General features: G+C 71.0%; 16 protein-coding genes. 10 read left to right on the top strand and 6 right to left on the bottom strand.

What is annotated here, in order from left to right:
* The 3 genes from ACFWPQ_RS16615 to ACFWPQ_RS16605 all read left to right on the top strand — a co-directional run.
* Window positions 1–302 (top strand): dihydrofolate reductase family protein (locus ACFWPQ_RS16615; protein ID WP_384034387.1); only part of this gene is annotated, 302 nt, incomplete at its 5' end.
* A 155-nt stretch (window positions 303–457) separates the two neighbouring features.
* Window positions 458–1,165: an organomercurial lyase gene (gene merB, locus ACFWPQ_RS16610; RefSeq protein ID WP_384034384.1), complete on the top strand. Its 708-nt coding sequence runs from the start codon at window positions 458–460 to the stop codon at window positions 1,163–1,165.
* Window positions 1,166–1,695: 530 nt separating this feature from the next.
* Window positions 1,696–2,793: a MerR family transcriptional regulator gene (locus ACFWPQ_RS16605; protein WP_384034416.1), complete on the top strand. Its 1,098-nt coding sequence runs from the start codon at window positions 1,696–1,698 to the stop codon at window positions 2,791–2,793.
* Window positions 2,794–2,801: 8 nt separating this feature from the next.
* Here ACFWPQ_RS16605 and ACFWPQ_RS16600 read toward each other — a convergent pair whose 3' ends face one another.
* A complete protein-coding gene (locus ACFWPQ_RS16600) occupies window positions 2,802–3,563 on the bottom strand; it encodes an SDR family oxidoreductase (RefSeq protein ID WP_384034381.1) in 762 nt (253 codons plus the stop codon).
* 17 nt (window positions 3,564–3,580) lie between these two features.
* Window positions 3,581–4,762 carry a phytanoyl-CoA dioxygenase family protein gene (locus ACFWPQ_RS16595; RefSeq protein ID WP_384034378.1) on the bottom strand — a complete coding sequence of 394 codons (1,182 nt, stop codon included), beginning with the start codon at window positions 4,760–4,762 and terminating at the stop codon, window positions 3,581–3,583.
* 108 nt (window positions 4,763–4,870) lie between these two features.
* On the opposite strand from ACFWPQ_RS16595, the gene ACFWPQ_RS16590 reads away from it, so the two are divergent.
* Both ACFWPQ_RS16590 and ACFWPQ_RS16585 read left to right on the top strand, forming a co-directional pair.
* Window positions 4,871–5,917: a LacI family DNA-binding transcriptional regulator gene (locus ACFWPQ_RS16590; protein WP_384034375.1), complete on the top strand. Its 1,047-nt coding sequence runs from the start codon at window positions 4,871–4,873 to the stop codon at window positions 5,915–5,917.
* 317 nt (window positions 5,918–6,234) lie between these two features.
* Window positions 6,235–7,560 (top strand): lipase family protein, encoded by a 1,326-nt coding sequence (locus ACFWPQ_RS16585; RefSeq protein WP_384034373.1) that lies wholly within the window; start codon window positions 6,235–6,237, stop codon window positions 7,558–7,560.
* A 159-nt stretch (window positions 7,561–7,719) separates the two neighbouring features.
* Here the strand turns inward: ACFWPQ_RS16585 and ACFWPQ_RS16580 are convergent, their stop codons facing one another.
* From ACFWPQ_RS16580 to ACFWPQ_RS16570, 3 genes are read right to left on the bottom strand one after another with little or no spacing between them, the layout of a single operon-like run.
* On the bottom strand, window positions 7,720–8,445 hold the full coding sequence (locus ACFWPQ_RS16580) for a hypothetical protein (protein ID WP_384034370.1): 726 nt from the start codon (window positions 8,443–8,445) through the stop codon (window positions 7,720–7,722).
* Window positions 8,446–8,492: 47 nt separating this feature from the next.
* Window positions 8,493–11,990: an NACHT domain-containing protein gene (locus tag ACFWPQ_RS16575; RefSeq protein WP_384034367.1), complete on the bottom strand. Its 3,498-nt coding sequence runs from the start codon at window positions 11,988–11,990 to the stop codon at window positions 8,493–8,495.
* Window positions 11,987–12,415, bottom strand: coding sequence for a hypothetical protein (locus ACFWPQ_RS16570; protein WP_384034364.1), 429 nt, complete (start codon window positions 12,413–12,415; stop codon window positions 11,987–11,989). The genes ACFWPQ_RS16575 and ACFWPQ_RS16570 overlap by 4 nt, the downstream gene beginning before the upstream one ends.
* A gap of 197 nt (window positions 12,416–12,612) precedes the next feature.
* Here ACFWPQ_RS16570 and ACFWPQ_RS16565 point away from each other — a divergent pair, with 197 nt between their 5' ends.
* Genes ACFWPQ_RS16565 through ACFWPQ_RS16545 form a run of 5 tightly spaced genes read left to right on the top strand, consistent with a single transcriptional unit; the run spans window position 12,613 to window position 16,549 of the window.
* Complete coding sequence (locus ACFWPQ_RS16565; RefSeq protein ID WP_384034361.1) at window positions 12,613–13,554, top strand: LLM class flavin-dependent oxidoreductase; 942 nt, start codon at window positions 12,613–12,615, stop codon at window positions 13,552–13,554.
* Window positions 13,551–14,102, top strand: a complete 552-nt coding sequence (locus tag ACFWPQ_RS16560) for a hypothetical protein (protein WP_384034358.1) — start codon at window positions 13,551–13,553, stop codon at window positions 14,100–14,102. The genes ACFWPQ_RS16565 and ACFWPQ_RS16560 overlap by 4 nt, the downstream gene beginning before the upstream one ends.
* Complete coding sequence (locus ACFWPQ_RS16555; protein WP_384034355.1) at window positions 14,089–14,967, top strand: hypothetical protein; 879 nt, start codon at window positions 14,089–14,091, stop codon at window positions 14,965–14,967. Before ACFWPQ_RS16560 ends, ACFWPQ_RS16555 begins: the two co-directional genes overlap by 14 nt.
* Window positions 14,964–15,842: a RimK family alpha-L-glutamate ligase gene (locus ACFWPQ_RS16550; RefSeq protein WP_384034353.1), complete on the top strand. Its 879-nt coding sequence runs from the start codon at window positions 14,964–14,966 to the stop codon at window positions 15,840–15,842. Before ACFWPQ_RS16555 ends, ACFWPQ_RS16550 begins: the two co-directional genes overlap by 4 nt.
* Window positions 15,839–16,549, top strand: a complete 711-nt coding sequence (locus tag ACFWPQ_RS16545; RefSeq protein ID WP_384034350.1) for a hypothetical protein — start codon at window positions 15,839–15,841, stop codon at window positions 16,547–16,549. The genes ACFWPQ_RS16550 and ACFWPQ_RS16545 overlap by 4 nt, the downstream gene beginning before the upstream one ends.
* 17 nt (window positions 16,550–16,566) lie before the next feature.
* On the opposite strand, the gene ACFWPQ_RS16540 is transcribed toward ACFWPQ_RS16545, so the two are convergent.
* Window positions 16,567–17,424: a hypothetical protein gene (locus ACFWPQ_RS16540; protein WP_384034348.1), complete on the bottom strand. Its 858-nt coding sequence runs from the start codon at window positions 17,422–17,424 to the stop codon at window positions 16,567–16,569.
* Between the last annotated feature and the right edge of the window lie 16 nt (window positions 17,425–17,440).

Here is a 17,440-nt window from a genome sequence, read left to right as displayed (position 1 = left end):
CAGCCACCCGCGGGGCACCGGGCGGGGGGGCGGGCGAGCGCCGGCCCCCCGGCCCCGCCCCGCGCCCCCGCCCCCCCCCGGCCCCCGGCCCCCCCCCAAGCGGGGGGGCGGCCGCGACGATCCTGGAGTATCTCAACGCCGGCCTGGTCGACGAGTTCTCGATCACCCTGTCACCGGTGCTCTTCGGCGCCGGCACCCGCCTGTTCGACGGCGTGGACGCGTCCAGGATTGCGCTGGAGCCGGTCCGCTCGGAGCCGTCGCCGCGGGTGACGCACCTGACCTACTCCGTGCGCCCGCGGTAGCCGCGCCCCTCCTCCCTGGCCCCCGAGCACCCTGGGCGCACACGCTTGAAGAAGACGTCGCGTCCCCGTTGTGTCGCCCGAGCCTTCCAAGCCCTCGGACGTCATCGATGTGCACCGTGGACACCAGCGTCTCGACCAGCGAAGGAACCACAGGAATGACCGGGAACGTATCAGCGGGCACGGCGGCTCTCCACGCGACGGAACGGGTCCGCCTGGCCGTGTACAACGGATTCGCCCGCACCGGCCGTGCTCCGAGCGCGCCGGAACTCGCCGCACTCACCGGACTCACCCCCGACCAGGTAGGTCAGGAGTTGCGCACCCTGCACGGACGTCATGACGTGGTCCTGGACCCGCAGGACCACGACCGCGTCGTGATGGCCCACCCCTTCGCATCCGTGCCGCTCGGCTTCTCGGTCATGGGGGCACACACGCTGTGGTGGGGCGGTTGCGCCTGGGACTCGTTCGCCATGCCCCACCTGCTCCGGGACGAGCCCGACGTCCTGGTCGCCACCCGCTGTCCGGCCTGTGACACCCCGCACGCCTGGGTGGTCGGGCGGGACGCGCCCCCACCAGGCGACCAGGTCGCCCACTTCCTCATCCCGATGCGCCGGGCCTGGGACGATGTGGTGCGCACCTGCGGCAACCAGCGGCTGTTCTGCTCCACCGACTGCGTCGAGAGCTGGCTGCGGCGGACGGGCCAGGAGCGTGGCTACGTCATGGATCTGCGCACCCTGTGGCGCTTCGCCGCCGACTGGTACACCGGACGCCTGGAACCGGGCTACACCCGCCGCGACCCGGCCGCCGCCGGCGCCTACTTCGCCGAGGTCGGCCTGCACGGATCGTTCTGGGGGCTGCCCGACTGAGATCCGGAACCGTCTGCCGCGGAAGAGGTCCCCGGCCGGTTCCCTGCCCGCTCGCCGGCGGGCACGCGGGGTTCGACGAGGAGCGGCTGGGTCGCGGCCCCGACCTGGAAGAAGAGCCACGGCCGCCTTCTGCTACGGAGTGCAGCTGCCGGGCGGGTGACACACGTGCCGGAGCGGCATGTGTATCTCCGGTCGGCTTGTGCTGAGCGGGGGAGGCGGGCCGGGTCAGCCGGGGAGAGGGATGGTCAGACCTTCCACCGGACCGGAGAGGGCCGAGGAAGGTGCATGGCGTCCGGATCGAGCACAGCGGAGATCGTTCACTGGACGGACCCCACGGCGTCATTTCGGTGCGGCTTCGGGAGCCGTTCCAGGATGGGCACCGTGATCAATATCAGTGACCCTTGATGGCTCTGGCTTACCGGAGTCGCCTCCAGGGCTGCTTCGCGTTCGGCTCTCGGCGCGTGAGTGAGGCCATTGACCCTCACGTGGCGTCAGGCGGCATAGTCGGTGCCGTGGAGGATCACTGGACCGTGGGACACGTGGCCGAGCTGGCCGGCGTGAGCGTCCGCACGCTGCATCACTACGACGAGATCGGGCTCGTTCGGCCGTCGGCGCGGACCGCGGCCGGGTACCGGGCCTATTCGGCGGGCGACGTGGAGCGGCTGCGGGAGGTGCTGGCCTATCGGCGGTTGGGCTTCGGGCTGCGGGAGGTTGCGGAACTGGTCGGCGACCCGTCCACCGACGCGATCGCGCGCCTACGGCGACTGCGCGGCCTGCTGCTGGACCGGCGTGATCGCGCTGATGCCATGGTGGCGGCCATCGACAGAGAACTCGAGGTTCGGGCGAAGGGACTGGGGGTGACACCGGAGGAGCAGCTGGAGATGGTCGGTGCACGGCTGTACGACGCGATCGGCGGCGCTTACCCCGCGACACGGCGTACCGAGCCGCGGATCGCCGCGCAGATCTGGGACGCGTTCGGCGACGCGCAGACGGTGCTGAACGTCGGGGCCGGCACCGGATCCTACGAGCCTGCTGATCGCGACGTGACCGCGGTGGAGCCGTCGGCGGTCATGCGAGGGCAGCGGCCTGCCGGCTCGGCGCCGTGCGTGGCCGCCGCCGCGGAGAGCCTGCCGTTCGAGGACCGGTCCTTCGACGTGGCGATGGCCGTCTCCACCGTTCACCACTGGGTGGACCCGATGGCGGGGCTGCGCGAGATGCGGCGCGTGGCCCGCCGCGTGGTGGTGCTCACGTTCGACACCGACGAGCCCGGATGGCAGGACCGGTTCTGGCTCACGCGCGACTACCTGCCCGAGTTCGCCGCCGTCCTCGCGGAGTTTCCCTCGCTTGCCGGGATGGCCGGCACGATCGACGCCCGAGCTGAGCCGGTGCCCATCCCGTGGGATTGCGCTGACGGCCTGTTCGAGGCGTACTGGCGCCGGCCCGGGGTGTATCTGGAAGATCACGTGCGCCGTGCGATGTCGGTGTGGACGAGGGTCGGGCCGGAGGCCGAGCAGCGGGCGGTGCGAAGCCTCAGCGACGACCTCGACTCCGGCCGATGGGCCGAGCGCAACAGCGACCTCGCCGACCTCGACACGGCAGATCTCGGCCTCCGCCTGCTCATAGCTTGAGGAGCGGCTCAGTCCAGGCCGCCGAGGACGTTCTGGTCCCAGTCGATGACCGAGCCGGTCACCACCCCGCTGCGGTCGGACAGCAGGAAGACGACGAAGTCGGCGATCTCGTCGACCTGGCCGAGTCTGCCCATGGGCTGCGCCGCGGCGGCCTTCTCCCGCCAGTCGTCGCCGGCGCCGTGGAAGGCACGCTGGACGGCGTCCTCGCCCTCGGTGTCCGTCCAGCCGATGTTGAGGCCGTTGATCCGGATCCGGTCCCAGCGATGGGCGTGGGCGGCGTTGCGGGTCAGTCCGGCGAGGCCGGCCTTGGCGGCGGAGTACGGCGCCAGGAACGGCGGCCCGCCGTGGGCGCAGTTGGAGATGATGTTGACGATGGTGCCCGGTGCCTTGCGGGCCAGCATGTCGGTCACCGCCGCCTGCATCGAGAAGAACGGCGCCCGCAGGTTGATCGCCATGTGCTGGTCGAACAGCTCCGGCGTGGTGTCGAGCAGCGAACCGCGCGAGGTCAGCCCCGCCGCGTTGACCAGGCAGTCGATACGCCCGTGAACGTCCACGGCCTGTACGACGCTGTCGCGCGCCTGGGCCGCGTCGGCCAGGTCCGCGCGTACGAAGCGCGTGCCCGTGTCCGCGGCGAGTTTGTCGCCGGCCTCGGCCCGGCGTCCGGTGAAGACGACCTGCGCGCCCTCCCGGACGGCCGCCCGCACGATGCCGGCGCCGACGCCCTGGCTGCCGCCGTTGACCAGGACGACCTTGTCCTCCAGCAGTCCCATGATTCGCGGTGTTCCCTTCATCTCTGGCGGCGCTTGGCGCCGGTCTGCAGTTCCTCGCGGAGCCGGTCGGGGGTCCAGCCCTCGGCCACGGCCTGCCAGACGGTGTCCGCCTGGGAGGGCGGGGCGAGACCGTCGACCGGCGGGTCGAGGTCCAGGTTCGTGGGGAAGGGGTAGCCCTCGGCGGTGGCGGCGACCACGCGGCGCAGCCAGTCCGCCGAGACCCCCTCGGCCTTGCGGCGCAGCAGCACCGGGAAGAGCGCGTTCGCCATCGCCTCGCGGTCCACCGTCTCCATCGCCCGCCCGAAGGCGGAGGAGATCTGCAGCAGGTTGGCCATGCGGCGGATGCCGGTGGAGCGGTTGTGCCCGGCGGCGTGGAAGAGCGCGGGGTTGAAGAAGACCGCGTCGCCCTTGTCCAGGGGGAGCTGGACGTGATGGGCGTCGAAGTACTCGACGAACTCCGGGAGCCGCCAGGCGAGGTAGCCCGGCTCGTATTTCTGCGAGTGCGGCAGGTAGAGCGTCGGGCCGGACTCCACGGGCATGTCGCAGTGGGCCACCGCGCCCTGGAGGGTGAGGACGGGTGACAGGCGGTGGACGTGCGCCGGGTAGGCGGCGGCCCGCGCTTGGGAGAGGAAGCCGAGATGGTAGTCCCGGTGCACGCTCTGCGCGGCGCCGCCCGGGTTGACGACGTTGACCTGCGAGGTCACCTGGTAGGCCGGGCCCAGCCAGGCCTCGGCGACCAGCGCCAGCATGTCGTTCGCGTAGTAGTCGGCGAACGCCTCCGGTCCCCGCAGGGCCATCTTGTCCAGCGCGTTCCAGACCCGGTCGTTCGCGCCCGGCCTGGCGAAGTGGTCGCCGCGGGCGGTACCGCTCGCCCGCTCCTCCTCGATCAGCGCGGCGAAGGCCTCGGTGGCCCGGTCGACGACGTCCAGGTCGCCGAACGCGCCCTTGAGTACGACGACACCGGGGCCGTCGAGCAGCGCCCGGACCAACTCGTCCTGGATCTCGAGGCGTCCGTCGGCGGTGGCGGCGGCGAGGGTGCGGAGCCGGTCGCTGTCGTAGAGCGGCACGTTCTGTTCCACACACTCCGCCGAGGGGTGGTCGGCGAGATCGGTCTCCTGTTCGACGAGCGAGCGGAACGCGTCGAGGTCGCAGTCGGCCTCGGTCAGCCGAGTCCGTCGTGCCGTGGTCTGGGAGGGCATCCGGGTCCTTTCGCCGTGCTTGTTCTTCTGTCAGTGTTGAGAACCCGAACCCATCATTCAATCCTCAGCAGTGCATCAAAAGTCCATCACCGTCTACCGGGGTCCGTCATGCGCCATCCCTATACGATCAGGGAAATCGCCCGTCAGGCGGGGCTGAGCACGGCCACCGTCGACCGTGTCCTCCATCAGCGGGGCAATGTCCGGGAGGGCACCGTCCGCGAGGTCCACCAGGCCATCAGGGATCTGGACCGCCAGCAGACCCAGGTCCGCATCGGTGGCCGTACGTTCATGATCGACATCGTGATGCAGGCACCGGACCGGTTCTCCACCGCCGTTCGCGAGGCGCTGGAGGCCGAACTGCCCGCCCTGCACCCGGCCGTCGTGCGCTCCCGGTTCCACTTCCGCGAGACCTGCCCGCCGGAGGACCTGGTCGCCACCCTGGAGAAGATCGCCGAGCGCGGTACGCAGGGCGTGATCCTCAAGGCCCCCGACGTACCGGAGATCGCGGCCGCGGTCGGGCGGCTGGTCGCGGCCGGGATCCCCGTCGTCACCCTGGTGACCGACCTGCCGCACAGCGCCCGACTCGCCTACGTCGGCATCGACAACCGCGCGGCCGGCGCCACCGCCGCCTACCTCCTCGGACAGTGGCTCGGCGACCGGCCGGGCAACGTGCTCACCACCATCAGCCGTGGATCCTTCCGTGGCGAGGAGGAGCGCGAGATGGGCTTCCGCAGCGCCATGCGCGTCGACCAGCCGCGGCGGATGCTGGTGGAGGTCACCGACAGCGACGGCCTGGACGCCACCCAGTACGACCTCGTGCTCGACGCGCTCAGGCACGACGAGGACATCGTCGCCGTGTACTCCGTGGGCGGAGGCAACCGCGCCACCCTGGAGGCCTTCGAAGCCCTCGGACGCGCATGCGCGGTGTTCATCGCCCACGATCTCGACCACGACAACACCCGTCTGCTGACCGAACGCCGACTGTCCGCGGTCCTCCACCACGACCTGCGCCAGGACATGCGCCGCGCCTGCCAGATCATCATGCGGGCCCACAAAGCGCTCCCGGAAGACGGCCCCGCCCTGCCCTCGGCCATCCAGGTCGTCACGCCGCTGAACATGCCGCCCGGGATCGTGTCCGTACCCGTCGTCGGCTGAGCCCGCTGCACGCGCGATCTGCGCCGCTGCGCCGCTCCTCGTCGATATCGACGGCCTCCGGCACCCTCTCCGACGCCCGAGAACGCGCACGTCAGAGGCTCGCCTCTCTGACGGTCGGTGACCGTCGCACCTCCCAGTTAGACATGCCGTCAAATTACTGAACCGTAACCTACCGGCCGCTATCACGAGTAACTTACTCACGCGTAAGGTTCTGGCGAACCGCCACCGAGCGGCATGAACGCGCCATGGGACGGCCGCGTTCCAGTGCCGCTTTCCCCTGTGCACCTCACTGCCAGCCGCTTCACAGGAGGTTTGCCATGCCCGCACGCAGACGACTTCTGGCCGCAGCAGTCACCGCTGCCGCCTGCCTGGGCGTCCAGGCCCTGTCGTCCTCCCCCGCATCGGCGGCGGACGAGGTGGTCTCCAGGGGAGTCACCATCCCCGCGTTCTACAACCCGCCCACCGACCTGCCCAGCGCCGACGGCACCCTGATCCGCAGCGAGCCGCTCACGCTCGCCCTCAGCCTGCCCGGTCTCGACGGGCCGCTCCCCGGTACCGCGACCCGTCTGATGTACAAGTCCACCGACTCGGCCGGTCAGCCGGTGGCGGTGACCGGCGCCTACATCGAACCGACCGCCGCATGGCGGGGCGGCGGGGCACGCCCCCTGGTCGTGGTGGCGCCCGGCACCATGGGACAGGGCGACCAGTGTGCCGCGTCCCTGGGTCTCGAACACCCGCTGACGGTCAACGGCCAGACGGTTTCCGTCGGTTACGAGGACCTGGCGATCTACCGTCTGCTCGCGAAGGGCATCGCCGTGGTCGTCACCGACTATGCCGGCCTCGGTGCGACCGACCGGCTGCACACGTACGTCAACCGCGTCGACGAGGGACACGCGGTGCTGGACGCCGCCCGCGCCGCCCGCTCGGTCGGCGGGGCCTCCGTCACCAAGGCGTCCCGGGTGGGGCTGTTCGGCTACAGCCAGGGCGGCGGGGCGACCGCCGCGGCAGCCGAACTCCAGGCGTCGTACGCCCCCGACGTGACCCTCGCCGGCACCTACGCGGGTGCTCCGCCCGCCGATCTGACCTCGGTCACCAAGGCCATCGACGGGAGCGAACTGGCCGGCGCGCTGGGCTGGTCGCTCAACGGCTTCCTCCAGTCCGACCCCGCGCTGAAGCCGATCGCCGAGGCACATCTCAATGCCGCCGGCAAGGCCGCCCTCACCGATCTGTCGACCATGTGCGTCGGAGACGCGATCTTCGGCTACGCCTACGCGAAGAGCACCAAGTGGACGACCGACGGACGGTCCATCAGCGACATCATCGCCGGCACTCCCGCGCTCCAGTCCTTCCTGGACAGCCAGCGCATCGGCACCCTCGAACCGTCCGGGCCCGTCCGTATCGCAACCGGCGTCAGCGACAACCTCGTTCCGCACGCCCAGGCGCGGCAACTCGCCGTCGACTGGTGCCACAAGGGAGGCGATGTCACCTACAAGGCCGTCACACTACCGAATCTCTTCAGCGCGCTCCTCAACCACTTCGCCCCGCTGCTCACCGACCAGAGCGACGCGATCACTTGGCTGACCGACCGGCTCGCCGGCAGGACGACCACCTCCAACTGCTCCAGCATGCCTGTCCAGCCCTGACGGCCGGGCCTTGCGAGTAGCCGGATCGCGAGCAGGAACAGCTCGTCGTCCGCGACAAGCACGCGGCGGGACTGAACACGTCCTGGGTGGCGAGCGCGATGCCGCCGTGGAGGCCACCGTCTCCGAACCGCCACCCGGGTTTTCCCTCGCCTGTCGGGTTCACCAGTAGAGGATCCAGCCGTCGGCGTCGCGGATTCCGTGTCCCTGAAGGGTGATGCGCTGATCCCCGGGATGGCGTGCGGGAACCGCGGCGATGCGATGCAGGACGGGCGTGAGCTGCACGGCCATGCGGCCGACTCGGTATGGGTGGCGCCGCGGTGCCGTGGTCTCGCCGATCGTCCCGGACGTCCCGCCCAGGCGTTCCAGCCGGAGCATGTCCGCCTCGGTGATGTCCCAGACGTCCAGGGCTCCACCGCGGTGCGGCAGCGCGATCGGCAGCGTGAACGATATGGACTGTTCGACCCGAGCGATCTCGAACGGCCAGGGCATCGCCCGGTGTTGCAGGTCGAAGTGCTGGCTCGGCCTCGGTGCGTCGGCGATGCCCACGCCCTCGAACACGTGGAAACCGGGCAGCGCCACTCGTTCGTCGTACCGCGTGGGCATGTCCAGCAGTACGGCCAGCACGTCGGCGACCCGGTCGAGAAGGTCGCCGAAGTGGTCACGCAGTAGCCGGTTGTGCCGGGCGAGTCGCCCGAAGTACGTCTCCTGCGGATGGTCGGAGACCGCTACGTCGAGGTAGGTCGCCAGGCCGAGGGTGAAGTAGCCGACACCCCGGGTGAGCCAGCAGGGTCGCAGCGACTCCAGCCGTTTGCTCACGTCGACGCACCCCGGCTCGTCCAGTACGTCGACATCGACGAGGGGCGACTTCATCGGCTGAGGATCCATCTGACTCCTTCGGTGCGCGGACGGCGGCAGACGTGTCGGCCGGGCGGTCAGTGGGTGTCGTCCGGGAACGCCGCGTACGCCTCGGCGGTCGCGAGTGCCCATGCCGCAGCCGCACGTGCCCTCTCGTCCTCGTCGTCGTCCGCACGTCCACGCAGAAAGTCGGCGGTCTCGGGCTGACGCGGCCAGCCGAAGGCCAGCACGCGCAGTGCGGTGATACGGACCCTGGGAGTGGGGTCGGTGCGGGCCACGGACCGGACCGTCTCCTGTGTGTCCGGCTCTGCCTCCCGCAGCCAGGCCGCCCAGTTCAGGGCATTGCGTCTGTTGACGGACGAGGGATCGGCGATCACGCGGTCCACGATCAGGCTTTGCACATCCTCACGATCGGGCCAGTAGCGGGCCAGAAGTTGCGCTGCCAGCCAGCGCGGTCCCGACCGGGGGTCGGCGACGGCCCGCTCGAACAGCAGGTTCCGTACGCTCTCGTGGTCGTCCCAGAACTCCGTCAGCAGCCAGAGCGCCTCGGCCCGCGGTTTCCGGTCGGGCTCGTCGAGCGCCCGCCGCCACAGCAGGTCCCGCGTGGTCCCGCGATCTTCCGAACGGCGTGCCAGGATTTGCATCGCCCCGCGTCTGACGTCTGCATGAGGGTCGTCCACCACTTGGCGCACGACCAGTCGCCAGGCATCCTCGTCGCCTTTCCACCGCCATGCGAGACCTTCCAGCGCCTTCATCCGTGGCTCCGGATCCGGATCGGTGAGCGCCCGCAGGAAGAGCAGGTCCCGAACGCCCTCATGCTCCTCCCAACGCCAGGCCAGGACTGTCAGCGCAGTCCGCCGCACCTCGGGATGCGGATCTGCGGTCGCCTGCCGTCCCACCAGTTCCCGGACTTCGTCGCCGTCGTTCCAGAAACGTGCCAGAACTTCGAGCGCCTCGGCGCGCGGGCCCGGGTCCGGGTCCGCCACGGCCCGCTCCACGAGCAGTTGCCGGACTCCGCTGTGGTCCGTGCGGTGGAGGGCCAGCAGCCGCAGCGCCCCCTGCCGGGGTTCCGGGTCCGGGTCGGCGAGGGCCCGGTCGGAGATGACGTCCCAGGTGTCCTCGCGCTCGGCCCAGTGACGTCTCAGGACCTGGAGGGCCAGTCGGCGGGAACCCGGATCGGGCTCCGCCTCGATCGCCCGTACGACCAGCTCGTGGGCGTCTTCGCTGTCCGGCCACCGCTCCGCCACGGATTCCAGTGCTTCTCTGCGGGCTTCCGGAGCCGGGTCGGCCGTGGCACGGTCGAACAGCAGCTCCCGGACACCTGCATCGTCGCTCCAGTACCTGGCCAGGCATTCAAGTGCTCCCCGGCGGGACTCCGCGTCACGGGCGTCGAGCGCACCCCGTGCGAGATCCCAGGCGGCGGGCAGGTTGGGCCACCGGTCGAGCACCTGGCGCAGCACCTCGGCCCGGGTCGCCGAGTCGGGACTGTGCTCCGCCAGCAGAAGCACGGCCTCCGGACTGGAGAGCAGGGCGCAGGCGATGCCCGATGCGATGCGATGCTCCGCCTGGAACTGGCCGCGCAGCAGGAACCACCGCACGTAGCGCTCCCGCCCCTCCCATTCGGGACCGAGGAGGGACAGCGCCGGGAGCATGCTCTCCAGCGCGTCCAGTGCCGTCCAGCCCAGGTTGCGTTCCAGCAGGTCGATCATGGCGTCCACCACGGCGTTGCCCTGGGGCGCGACGAGGTCGATCCGGTCGACCTCGGCCAGCGCCCGCACCGCGAGGGCGAGCATGTCGTGCCGGCCCTTCCGTACGTCCTCGGCGTGCAGGCGAAGGAGTGCGTCGATCACGCGTGCGGCGTCCCGCTCGCCGAGCTTGCCGACGAGCAGCAGCAGCACCTCGTGCCAGGCGGGATCCCGGGCTCGGGCTTCGAAGACCTCCCGGACCAGTTCCTCCTCGCCCCACTCGCGGTCGCGCTGGTACCGGCGGGCGATGTCGTCGGCCGCCAGGTACTCCAGGAACGCGCGGTGGACGAAGCCGTACACCTCGTCGCCGAACCGGCTGAGGATGAAGTTCCGCTCCCGGAGCTGCCTGATCATCCCCCTGGCCGCGAGGACCGTCCGTTCCTTGGACAGGGAGCGGTACCGCTGCTCCAGGTGGGTGATGAACAGCCGCTCCAGGTCGTCGCCGTGGATGTGGTTCCCGACGCTGCCGCCCTGGCCCTCCTGCATACGCCGGGCCAGCAGTCTGAGAAGCGCCAGGCGGTCCTTGTTGTCGATGATCCGCATGTCGGCCTGCACCGGGTTCGGCAGGTCCTTGACCTCCTGGTCCCAACGGGCCACCAGCAGGTCCACGGCGTGCTCGTACACGCCCAGCCGGTCACGTGGCAGTTGCCGCCGTCGGCCGATGATCGCGAGGATGGTGAGGAGCAGCGGGTTGCCCGCCAGATCCCGCACCGGCCGGGATGCCTCCACCGCGTCGGTCATGCGCTGGTGCAGCCGTGCCGCCAGCTCGGGGTCTCCCGGGCAGACGATCGCGTACCAGCGCTTCGCGAACTCGTCGATCTGGCCCTTCGTCAGGTCCTGGATCATGTAGTGCCGGAATCCCGCCTTGTCCAGGACAGCCCGCCGGTAGCCGATGACCCGGGACGTCACCACGATGCGCACGCCCGGATACCGCTCGGCGAAGGCCGCGATCCGCCGCCCCGCCTCGGCCCGCACCACGGGCTCGAACAGCTCGTCCAGACCGTCGAAGACCACCACCGCCCGGCCTGCGTGCAGCAGGACGTCCAGCACACCGCGCGGCACCGACATCCGCTCCAGGGTGCTGAGGCTGCCCAGGTAGTCCTCGAAGGACCGGTCGCGCCACCTCTCGTCCGCGTACCTGCGCAGTTCCACGATCACCGGCACCCGGCCGGCGAGTCCGGCCAGGGGCTCCGGCACGGTCTCGGAGGTCAGCGCGAGGGCCAGGTAGCGGGCGAAGGTGGACTTGCCGGCCCCGGGATCGCCCAGGAGGACGACCCGTTGCTGCTGCGGATCGGTCAGGACCTCCAGCGACTCCAGCGGCCGCCGTTCCCGGTAGGCCCGGCGCACCCGCTCCAGTGACTCCTCGTCGAGCCCCGGCGGAAGCTCTCCCGGCGGCAGGGCCCCGTCGAGGCTCTCCAGCCGCTCCCGCAGTTCCCTGGGCAGTTCCACGGGCGGCGGGTCGGCCCGGAGCCGCGGTGGGACGAACACCGCCTGGAGCTCCACCGCAGGGTGTTCCCCCGCCTGAGAGGGGATCAGCACCTCCAGGTCCAGGCGTCCGTGGGACGAGCGGACCTGGGCCGCGTAGTCGGCCAGCTCCCGGTCGATCCGTGCCTCGTCGGGGGGTGGCTCGGGCTCGGGGCCGAAGATGTTGACGACACTGCTGCCCGCGCCCACCGGGCTGGCGATGATGTCCCCTCCGGCGGAGACGGCCCCCTGGCCCTCGGCGGCGACCCGCAGGGCCGGTCCGGAGACGGCGGCCGTCGGGCCCGGGCCCCCGGGGCCGACGCCCGCGGACCGCCGGAGTCGCCGTAACCAGGTGAACGGGATCACTGGCCGTCGACCTCGCTCCCCTCACCGAGCGCGCTGCCGCTGACGTCGCCGCCCGCGGCGACCGTCCCCCCGCCCTCGGCCACGACCCGGCGCGTGCCGGCGCCGCCCGTGGCGGGCGGGGTGGGCGGGGTGACCCGCCCCGTGACCCTGCTGTTCGGCCCTGTCGCGCTGTGGGTGACGTGCCCGCCCGCGGCGACGGCCCCGTCGCCACGGGCCTGTACCGTCACGGTGTCCGCACGCCGCAGAGCGATCGTCGAGAGCGCCAGCCCGACCAGCCCGGCGGCCGCCCCGGCCACGCTCGCCACCCGGTCGGCCGTGTCGAGATCGACCAGTACCGCCACCAGCACCAGCGCCGGTACGCACAGGGCGCAGAGCCCCGCCACCACCACGACCGCGGCCCTGGCCGCCCCCGATACTCCCGACATGGTCGGGCCCCTCCCGCTCCCCCGGGCCACGCCGCTGTGTCCGCTCCGAACCAGGATGGCCGCGGCCACGCCGCGTGTCGAGGGAGTCCGAATCCGTGCTCCCGTTCGTCCAAGTACCGCCCCCTGCGCCCGTTGTGACCACTCGTCGCTTGCTGTAATTTCCGAAAGAGGTCCGGGCTCGCCCACGGGGGGACGCGATGAAGGTCGGCCTGGTTCTGCCCCTCGCGGAGTATCCGTGGGGGCAGCCGTCGTACGGGGAGATCAGGGCACTCGCCCTCCAGGCCGAGGACTCGGGCTTCGACTCGGTCTGGGTCTTCGACCACCTGCTGTTCCGCGAGGCCGGCGGACCGACCGAGGGCATCTGGGAGTCGTGGACGGTGCTGTCGGCTCTCGCCGAGGCCACCGACCGGGTCGAACTCGGCACGCTCGTGCTGTGCACGGCCTTCCGCAACCCCGCGGTGCTGGCGAAGATGGCGGTGACCCTCGACGAGGTCAGCCGCGGCCGGCTCGTCCTCGGCCTCGGCAGCGGGTGGCACGCCCCCGAGTTCGACGCCTTCGGAATCCCCTTCGACCACCGGGTGGACCGCTTCGAGGAGGCGCTGCAGATCATCGTCACGCTGCTGCGGACCGGGCGCGCCGACTTCGCGGGCCGCCACCACCGGCTCCGCGACGGCGAACTGCGCCCCCGCGGCGCGCGCCCCGGTGGCCCGCCCGTCCTGGTGGGGGCACGCGGACCACGGATGACCGCGCTGGCCGCCCGGTACGCGGACCTGTGGAACGCCTGCTGGTTCGGGTCCCCGTCGGGCAGCGTAGAGATCCTGGAACGGGTGCGGGAGACCTGCCTACGGGAAAAACGTGATCCGGCCGCTCTGGGCATCACCCTCGGCGTCAACGTCCGTGTGGACCAGGAGGACGGCACCCCGGCCAGCCCCGGTCCCGCGGCACCGCCGGACGCCGACATCCTCACCGGCTCGCCGCAGGACGTGGCGCACGGCCTGCGGGCGTACGCGTCACTCGGTGTGAACCACTTGATTCTCAACCTCAACCCACACCACAGGGATGCCCAGCGGCGTCTGGCCGCGGCGCTGCGGCTGTATCGCGCGGCATCCCGCCAGTCGCCAGGACAGGTGAACGCATGACGTGGACCATTGACGAGTCACGGATACGGCCGTTCCTCGCGGCCGCCGAGCGGCGCGACGTCACGGCGCTGCTGTGGAACACCCCGCAGCCCGGCCGGATCTTCTCCGGGCAGGAGGACGTGGGCATGCCCGCGGAGGGCGTCCCGCCGACGGCCAGGAAGAGGACGAAGGACTTCAAGGACTTCAAGGACGGCAAAGACGGAAAGGACGGGAAGGAAGGCAAAGAGGTCAAGGAGTTCAAGGACACCAAGGACACCAAGGACTTCAAGGACACGAAAGACACGAAGGATACGAAGGACTACAAGGACTCCAAGGACTCGAAAGACTCGAAAGACGGCAAGGACAGCTTCGACGGGGCGATGGCCCCGCCCGGCCCGGCCGCCTTCGCACCACAACCGCAGGAGCCGCCCGCCCCCGGCTCGGCCGGAATGGCCCAGGGGGGCGAGACACCGGCCGGGTCCCTCGCGGACGGGCCGGGCGAAGCCGCCGAGGCGCTGCGCGGCTCCCGTGTCAACCGCCTGCTGAGGAGGCGCGGTGTCGTCATCTGAGGCGCCCGGCCGCGCTCCTTCCGGCCTGGTCGTCGTCGCCGACCCGGAGGACTCGGTGGCCGTCGAGGTACGGGACTTCGTGCTGGACAGCGGCCACCCGGCGACGATCCTCGACGTGTTCGACGCCGCGCAGCTGTTCACCCTCACCGTCGACGGCTCCGCGGCGGTGGTCGAACCCGCGCTGCCGATGTTCGTCCGGCTTCCCGCCCCGCCGCTGCTGCGGGTCAGCTTCGACGCGGAGTTCCAGTTCAACGAGTGCCTGGCCCACCTGTGGGCCGTGGCCGCGCTGACTCCCGCTCCGGTGATCAACCGCCCGGCGGCCGGCGGACCGGGCACCCGGGTGTCCCCGTCCGCGGCGCTCACAGAACTCAGGGCGGGTCTGCCCGTCGGCTCGCCGGAGATCTTCTCCTCCCGGCCTCCCGAGCCGCCCGAGCGGTCCGAGCCGTCCGAGCCGTCCGGTGGTCCTTCCGAGGAGGAGGGAACCCAGTGGTGGGTACAGGACCTCGACTCCTGGCACACCCGCCCCTGGCCCGATCTCCCGGACGGCCGCGGCCCCTCGGCCGACGGCCACGGTCCCTACCGGGCCAGGTGGTCGGACCCCGACCCCCTCTTCGAGAGCGTGGTGGTCCTCGGCAACCACGGATGGCGCAGCAGTCCGGTCGATCTGGACCGGCTCGGCCTGGAGGGGCGCAGCACCGAGATCGTCGCGAAGCTCGGGCTCGACCTCGCGGCCGTGGTCTGGCGGCTGTCACCCGACCTCACCCGGGCCAGGCCGGTCGCGGTGGACCCCTTCCCCGACGTGGAACAGCTGCGCATGGTCTGGCTCGGCCTGGGTCCCCAACTCGTGAAGGTCCTCTTCCCATGATCTACGCGGTCGGCCTCAACTCCGAGAGCACGTTCGCGCACTTCGTCGCCGAGGCCGAGGCCCAGGCCGTACCGGTACGGGCCGTCGACCTGCGGCAGGTCGTCGAGTCGGGCGACTGGCAGCTGACCGTGGGCAAGGACCGGTCGGCGAGGCTCGACGGCCAGGTCCTCGACCCCGAGGGGTCCTACTACTGCCGTGTCGCCGACCTGGCGGCCCTTCAGCATGACCGCGCGTCGGCCCAGCGCTGGCGCTGGCTCACCACGGCGCTGACCGCCTGGCTGGACCACATCCCCGGCCTGGTGGTCAACCGGCCCTCGATCCGGTCCGACAACGGGTCCAAACCGCTCCACGAACTGTCGCTGGCCCGGGCCGGTTTCCGGGTGCCCGCGAGCGTCACCGGCTCGTCCCCGGAGCGCCTGCGTGCCTTCGCCGCGGCCGGGCCGACCATCGTCAAGGCGCTCTCCGGCGTGCGGGCCACCAGCAGGCTCGTCGACGCGGCCGACCTGGCCGACTTCGAGCCCGGTCAGGGCCCGGTACACCTCCAGCGTTACGTTCCGGGCCGGGACGTCCGCGTCCATGTCGTCGGGGACCGGGTGCACGCGGAGGAGATCGTGTCCGCCGCGGTGGACTACCGGACCGACGGGGACGCCGGGTTCACCCCCTGCGAACTCCCCGCGAGCCTCGCGGAGCAGGTGGTCCGGCACACCGCCGGGCAGGGCATGTCCTTCGCGGGCTGGGACTTCAAGCTGGCCGACGACGGTACTTACTGGTGCCTGGAGGTCAACCCCATGCCCGCGTACGACTGGTACGACCGGCGGCTCGGCGGCACCATCACCGCATCACTCCTCGGACTGCTCCGGGGGACGCACTCGTGATCGACTCGCTCGACGTACTGACCGCGGCGGACAGCGCCGCACTCCGCGACGCCGTGCACGGACTCCGCCGGCACTGGACGCCGCGCGGTCCGGAACCCGCCGCCTTCTTCACCCTGGGCGCACCCAGCTACCTCGACCTCGCACCGAACCCGGGGTCGGCCGACTACCAGCGGCACGCGGACGCTTCCCGGCCGCTGCTCCAGGACTCCTTCGGCTGGCTCTACACGCGCCTCGCCGAACTCCTCGGCAAGCATCTGGCGGCCGACGTCGGCTTTCCCGAGCACCTGGGTCTGCCCGGCTTCCACGTCTGGCTGTCCGCCGCGGTGTTCACCAAGCCGATCGCGCCCCTGCACTTCGACCTGCAGTACCAGTCCATCTCCTGGCCCCCCGACACGGACCTGACCCGGCACATCTCCTTCACCCTGCCCATCCGGCTGCCCGCGGCGGGCGGCGGCCTGAACGTCTGGGACGTGAGCCACGAGCAGTTCCGGCGGGCACTGGCGAAGGGCTGGGTCGAGTCCGTCGCCGACCTCAAGCGTTTCCACCCGCTGCAGTACGTCCCCTACACCGTGGGCCGGATGGTGCTCCACTCCGGCCACACACTGCACCAGGTCGCCCCCAGCAGCCGGGTGCAACCCGACGACGAGCGGCTCACCCTCCAGGGGCACGGGGTGTGGTGCGACGGCCGGTGGCTGCTGTACTGGTGACCGAGCGGGCCGAGCGGTTACCTGTGTTCGGCGCGGGTCCTGCGCTCCCGGACGTGCGCGTAGGCCATGAGGCCGAGCAGGACGGCCAGCAGGACGGCCGAGGAACCGGCCGTACCGAGGTTCAGACCGCCCTTGGCGACCGGTTTGGTCAGGAAGTCGCCCGCGGTGGCGCCGAGCGGGCGGGTGAGGACGAACGCGATCCAGAACAGCAGGACGTTCGGCACGACGGGGACCTTCATCAGCGCGACCAGGACGGCGAGCAGCCCGGTCACCAGCAGGGCGCCGCCGGCGTAGCCGAGGCCGGAGCTGTCGGAGAGGAAGTCGCCCATGGAGGTGCCGAGGGTGTTGGAGACGAGGATCGCCGACCAGAACAGGGCCTCGCCGCGGAAGGTGACGATGTCACGGATCTGGAAGGTCATCCCGCTCAGCCGCCAGACCGCGAAGATGACCATCAGGATCGAGAGCAGGATCGCCGCTCCCGCCGGGTAGCCGAGGCCCAGGCCCTGTGGTCCCCAGCCCAGTGAAGTGGCTCCGTTCGAGAGGTACTTGGCGCTGGCGTCGCGGTTCATGAAGTCGGACATGGTGGTGCCGGCCATGCTGGTGGAGAGAATCACCGTCCAGTAGAAGAACGGGTTGTAGCGGCTGGAGCGGAGCTGGACGACGAGCGTCACCACGAAGATCAGGAACAGCGCGATCGTGGTGAGGAAGTAGCCGAGCTTCAGGGTCTGGGAGAAGAGGTCTCCGGCGGTCTCGCCCAGGGTCGTCGCGGCGATCTTCATGATCCAGAAGACCAGGGTGACTTCGGGCAGTTTCTTCATCACCGATGTCGTCGTGCTCGCGACGTCTGCGTCGGTGAGGACTTTCGGCTGCTGCAAGGTGGGGGGCTCCTTG

It is taken from the genome of Streptomyces sp. NPDC058464 (genome assembly GCF_042721035.1).
In the GTDB taxonomy this organism is placed as follows: Bacteria; Actinomycetota; Actinomycetes; order Streptomycetales; family Streptomycetaceae; genus Streptomyces.
Note: the sequence above shows the minus strand (reverse complement) of the source record. Positions and strands in the feature narration are given on the sequence as shown.

Coding starts and splice junctions, on each gene's coding strand:
- ACFWPQ_RS16595 (WP_384034378.1), bottom strand. CDS start 4,762: ATGCCCTCCCAGACCACGGCACGACGGACTCGGCTGACCGAGGCCGAC.
- ACFWPQ_RS16590 (WP_384034375.1), top strand. CDS start 4,871: ATGCGCCATCCCTATACGATCAGGGAAATCGCCCGTCAGGCGGGGCTG.
- ACFWPQ_RS16585 (WP_384034373.1), top strand. CDS start 6,235: ATGCCCGCACGCAGACGACTTCTGGCCGCAGCAGTCACCGCTGCCGCC.
- ACFWPQ_RS16560 (WP_384034358.1), top strand. CDS start 13,551: ATGACGTGGACCATTGACGAGTCACGGATACGGCCGTTCCTCGCGGCC.
- ACFWPQ_RS16580 (WP_384034370.1), bottom strand. CDS start 8,445: ATGGATCCTCAGCCGATGAAGTCGCCCCTCGTCGATGTCGACGTACTG.
- ACFWPQ_RS16600 (WP_384034381.1), bottom strand. CDS start 3,563: ATGGGACTGCTGGAGGACAAGGTCGTCCTGGTCAACGGCGGCAGCCAG.
- merB (WP_384034384.1), top strand. CDS start 458: ATGACCGGGAACGTATCAGCGGGCACGGCGGCTCTCCACGCGACGGAA.
- ACFWPQ_RS16570 (WP_384034364.1), bottom strand. CDS start 12,415: ATGTCGGGAGTATCGGGGGCGGCCAGGGCCGCGGTCGTGGTGGTGGCG.
- ACFWPQ_RS16565 (WP_384034361.1), top strand. CDS start 12,613: ATGAAGGTCGGCCTGGTTCTGCCCCTCGCGGAGTATCCGTGGGGGCAG.
- ACFWPQ_RS16550 (WP_384034353.1), top strand. CDS start 14,964: ATGATCTACGCGGTCGGCCTCAACTCCGAGAGCACGTTCGCGCACTTC.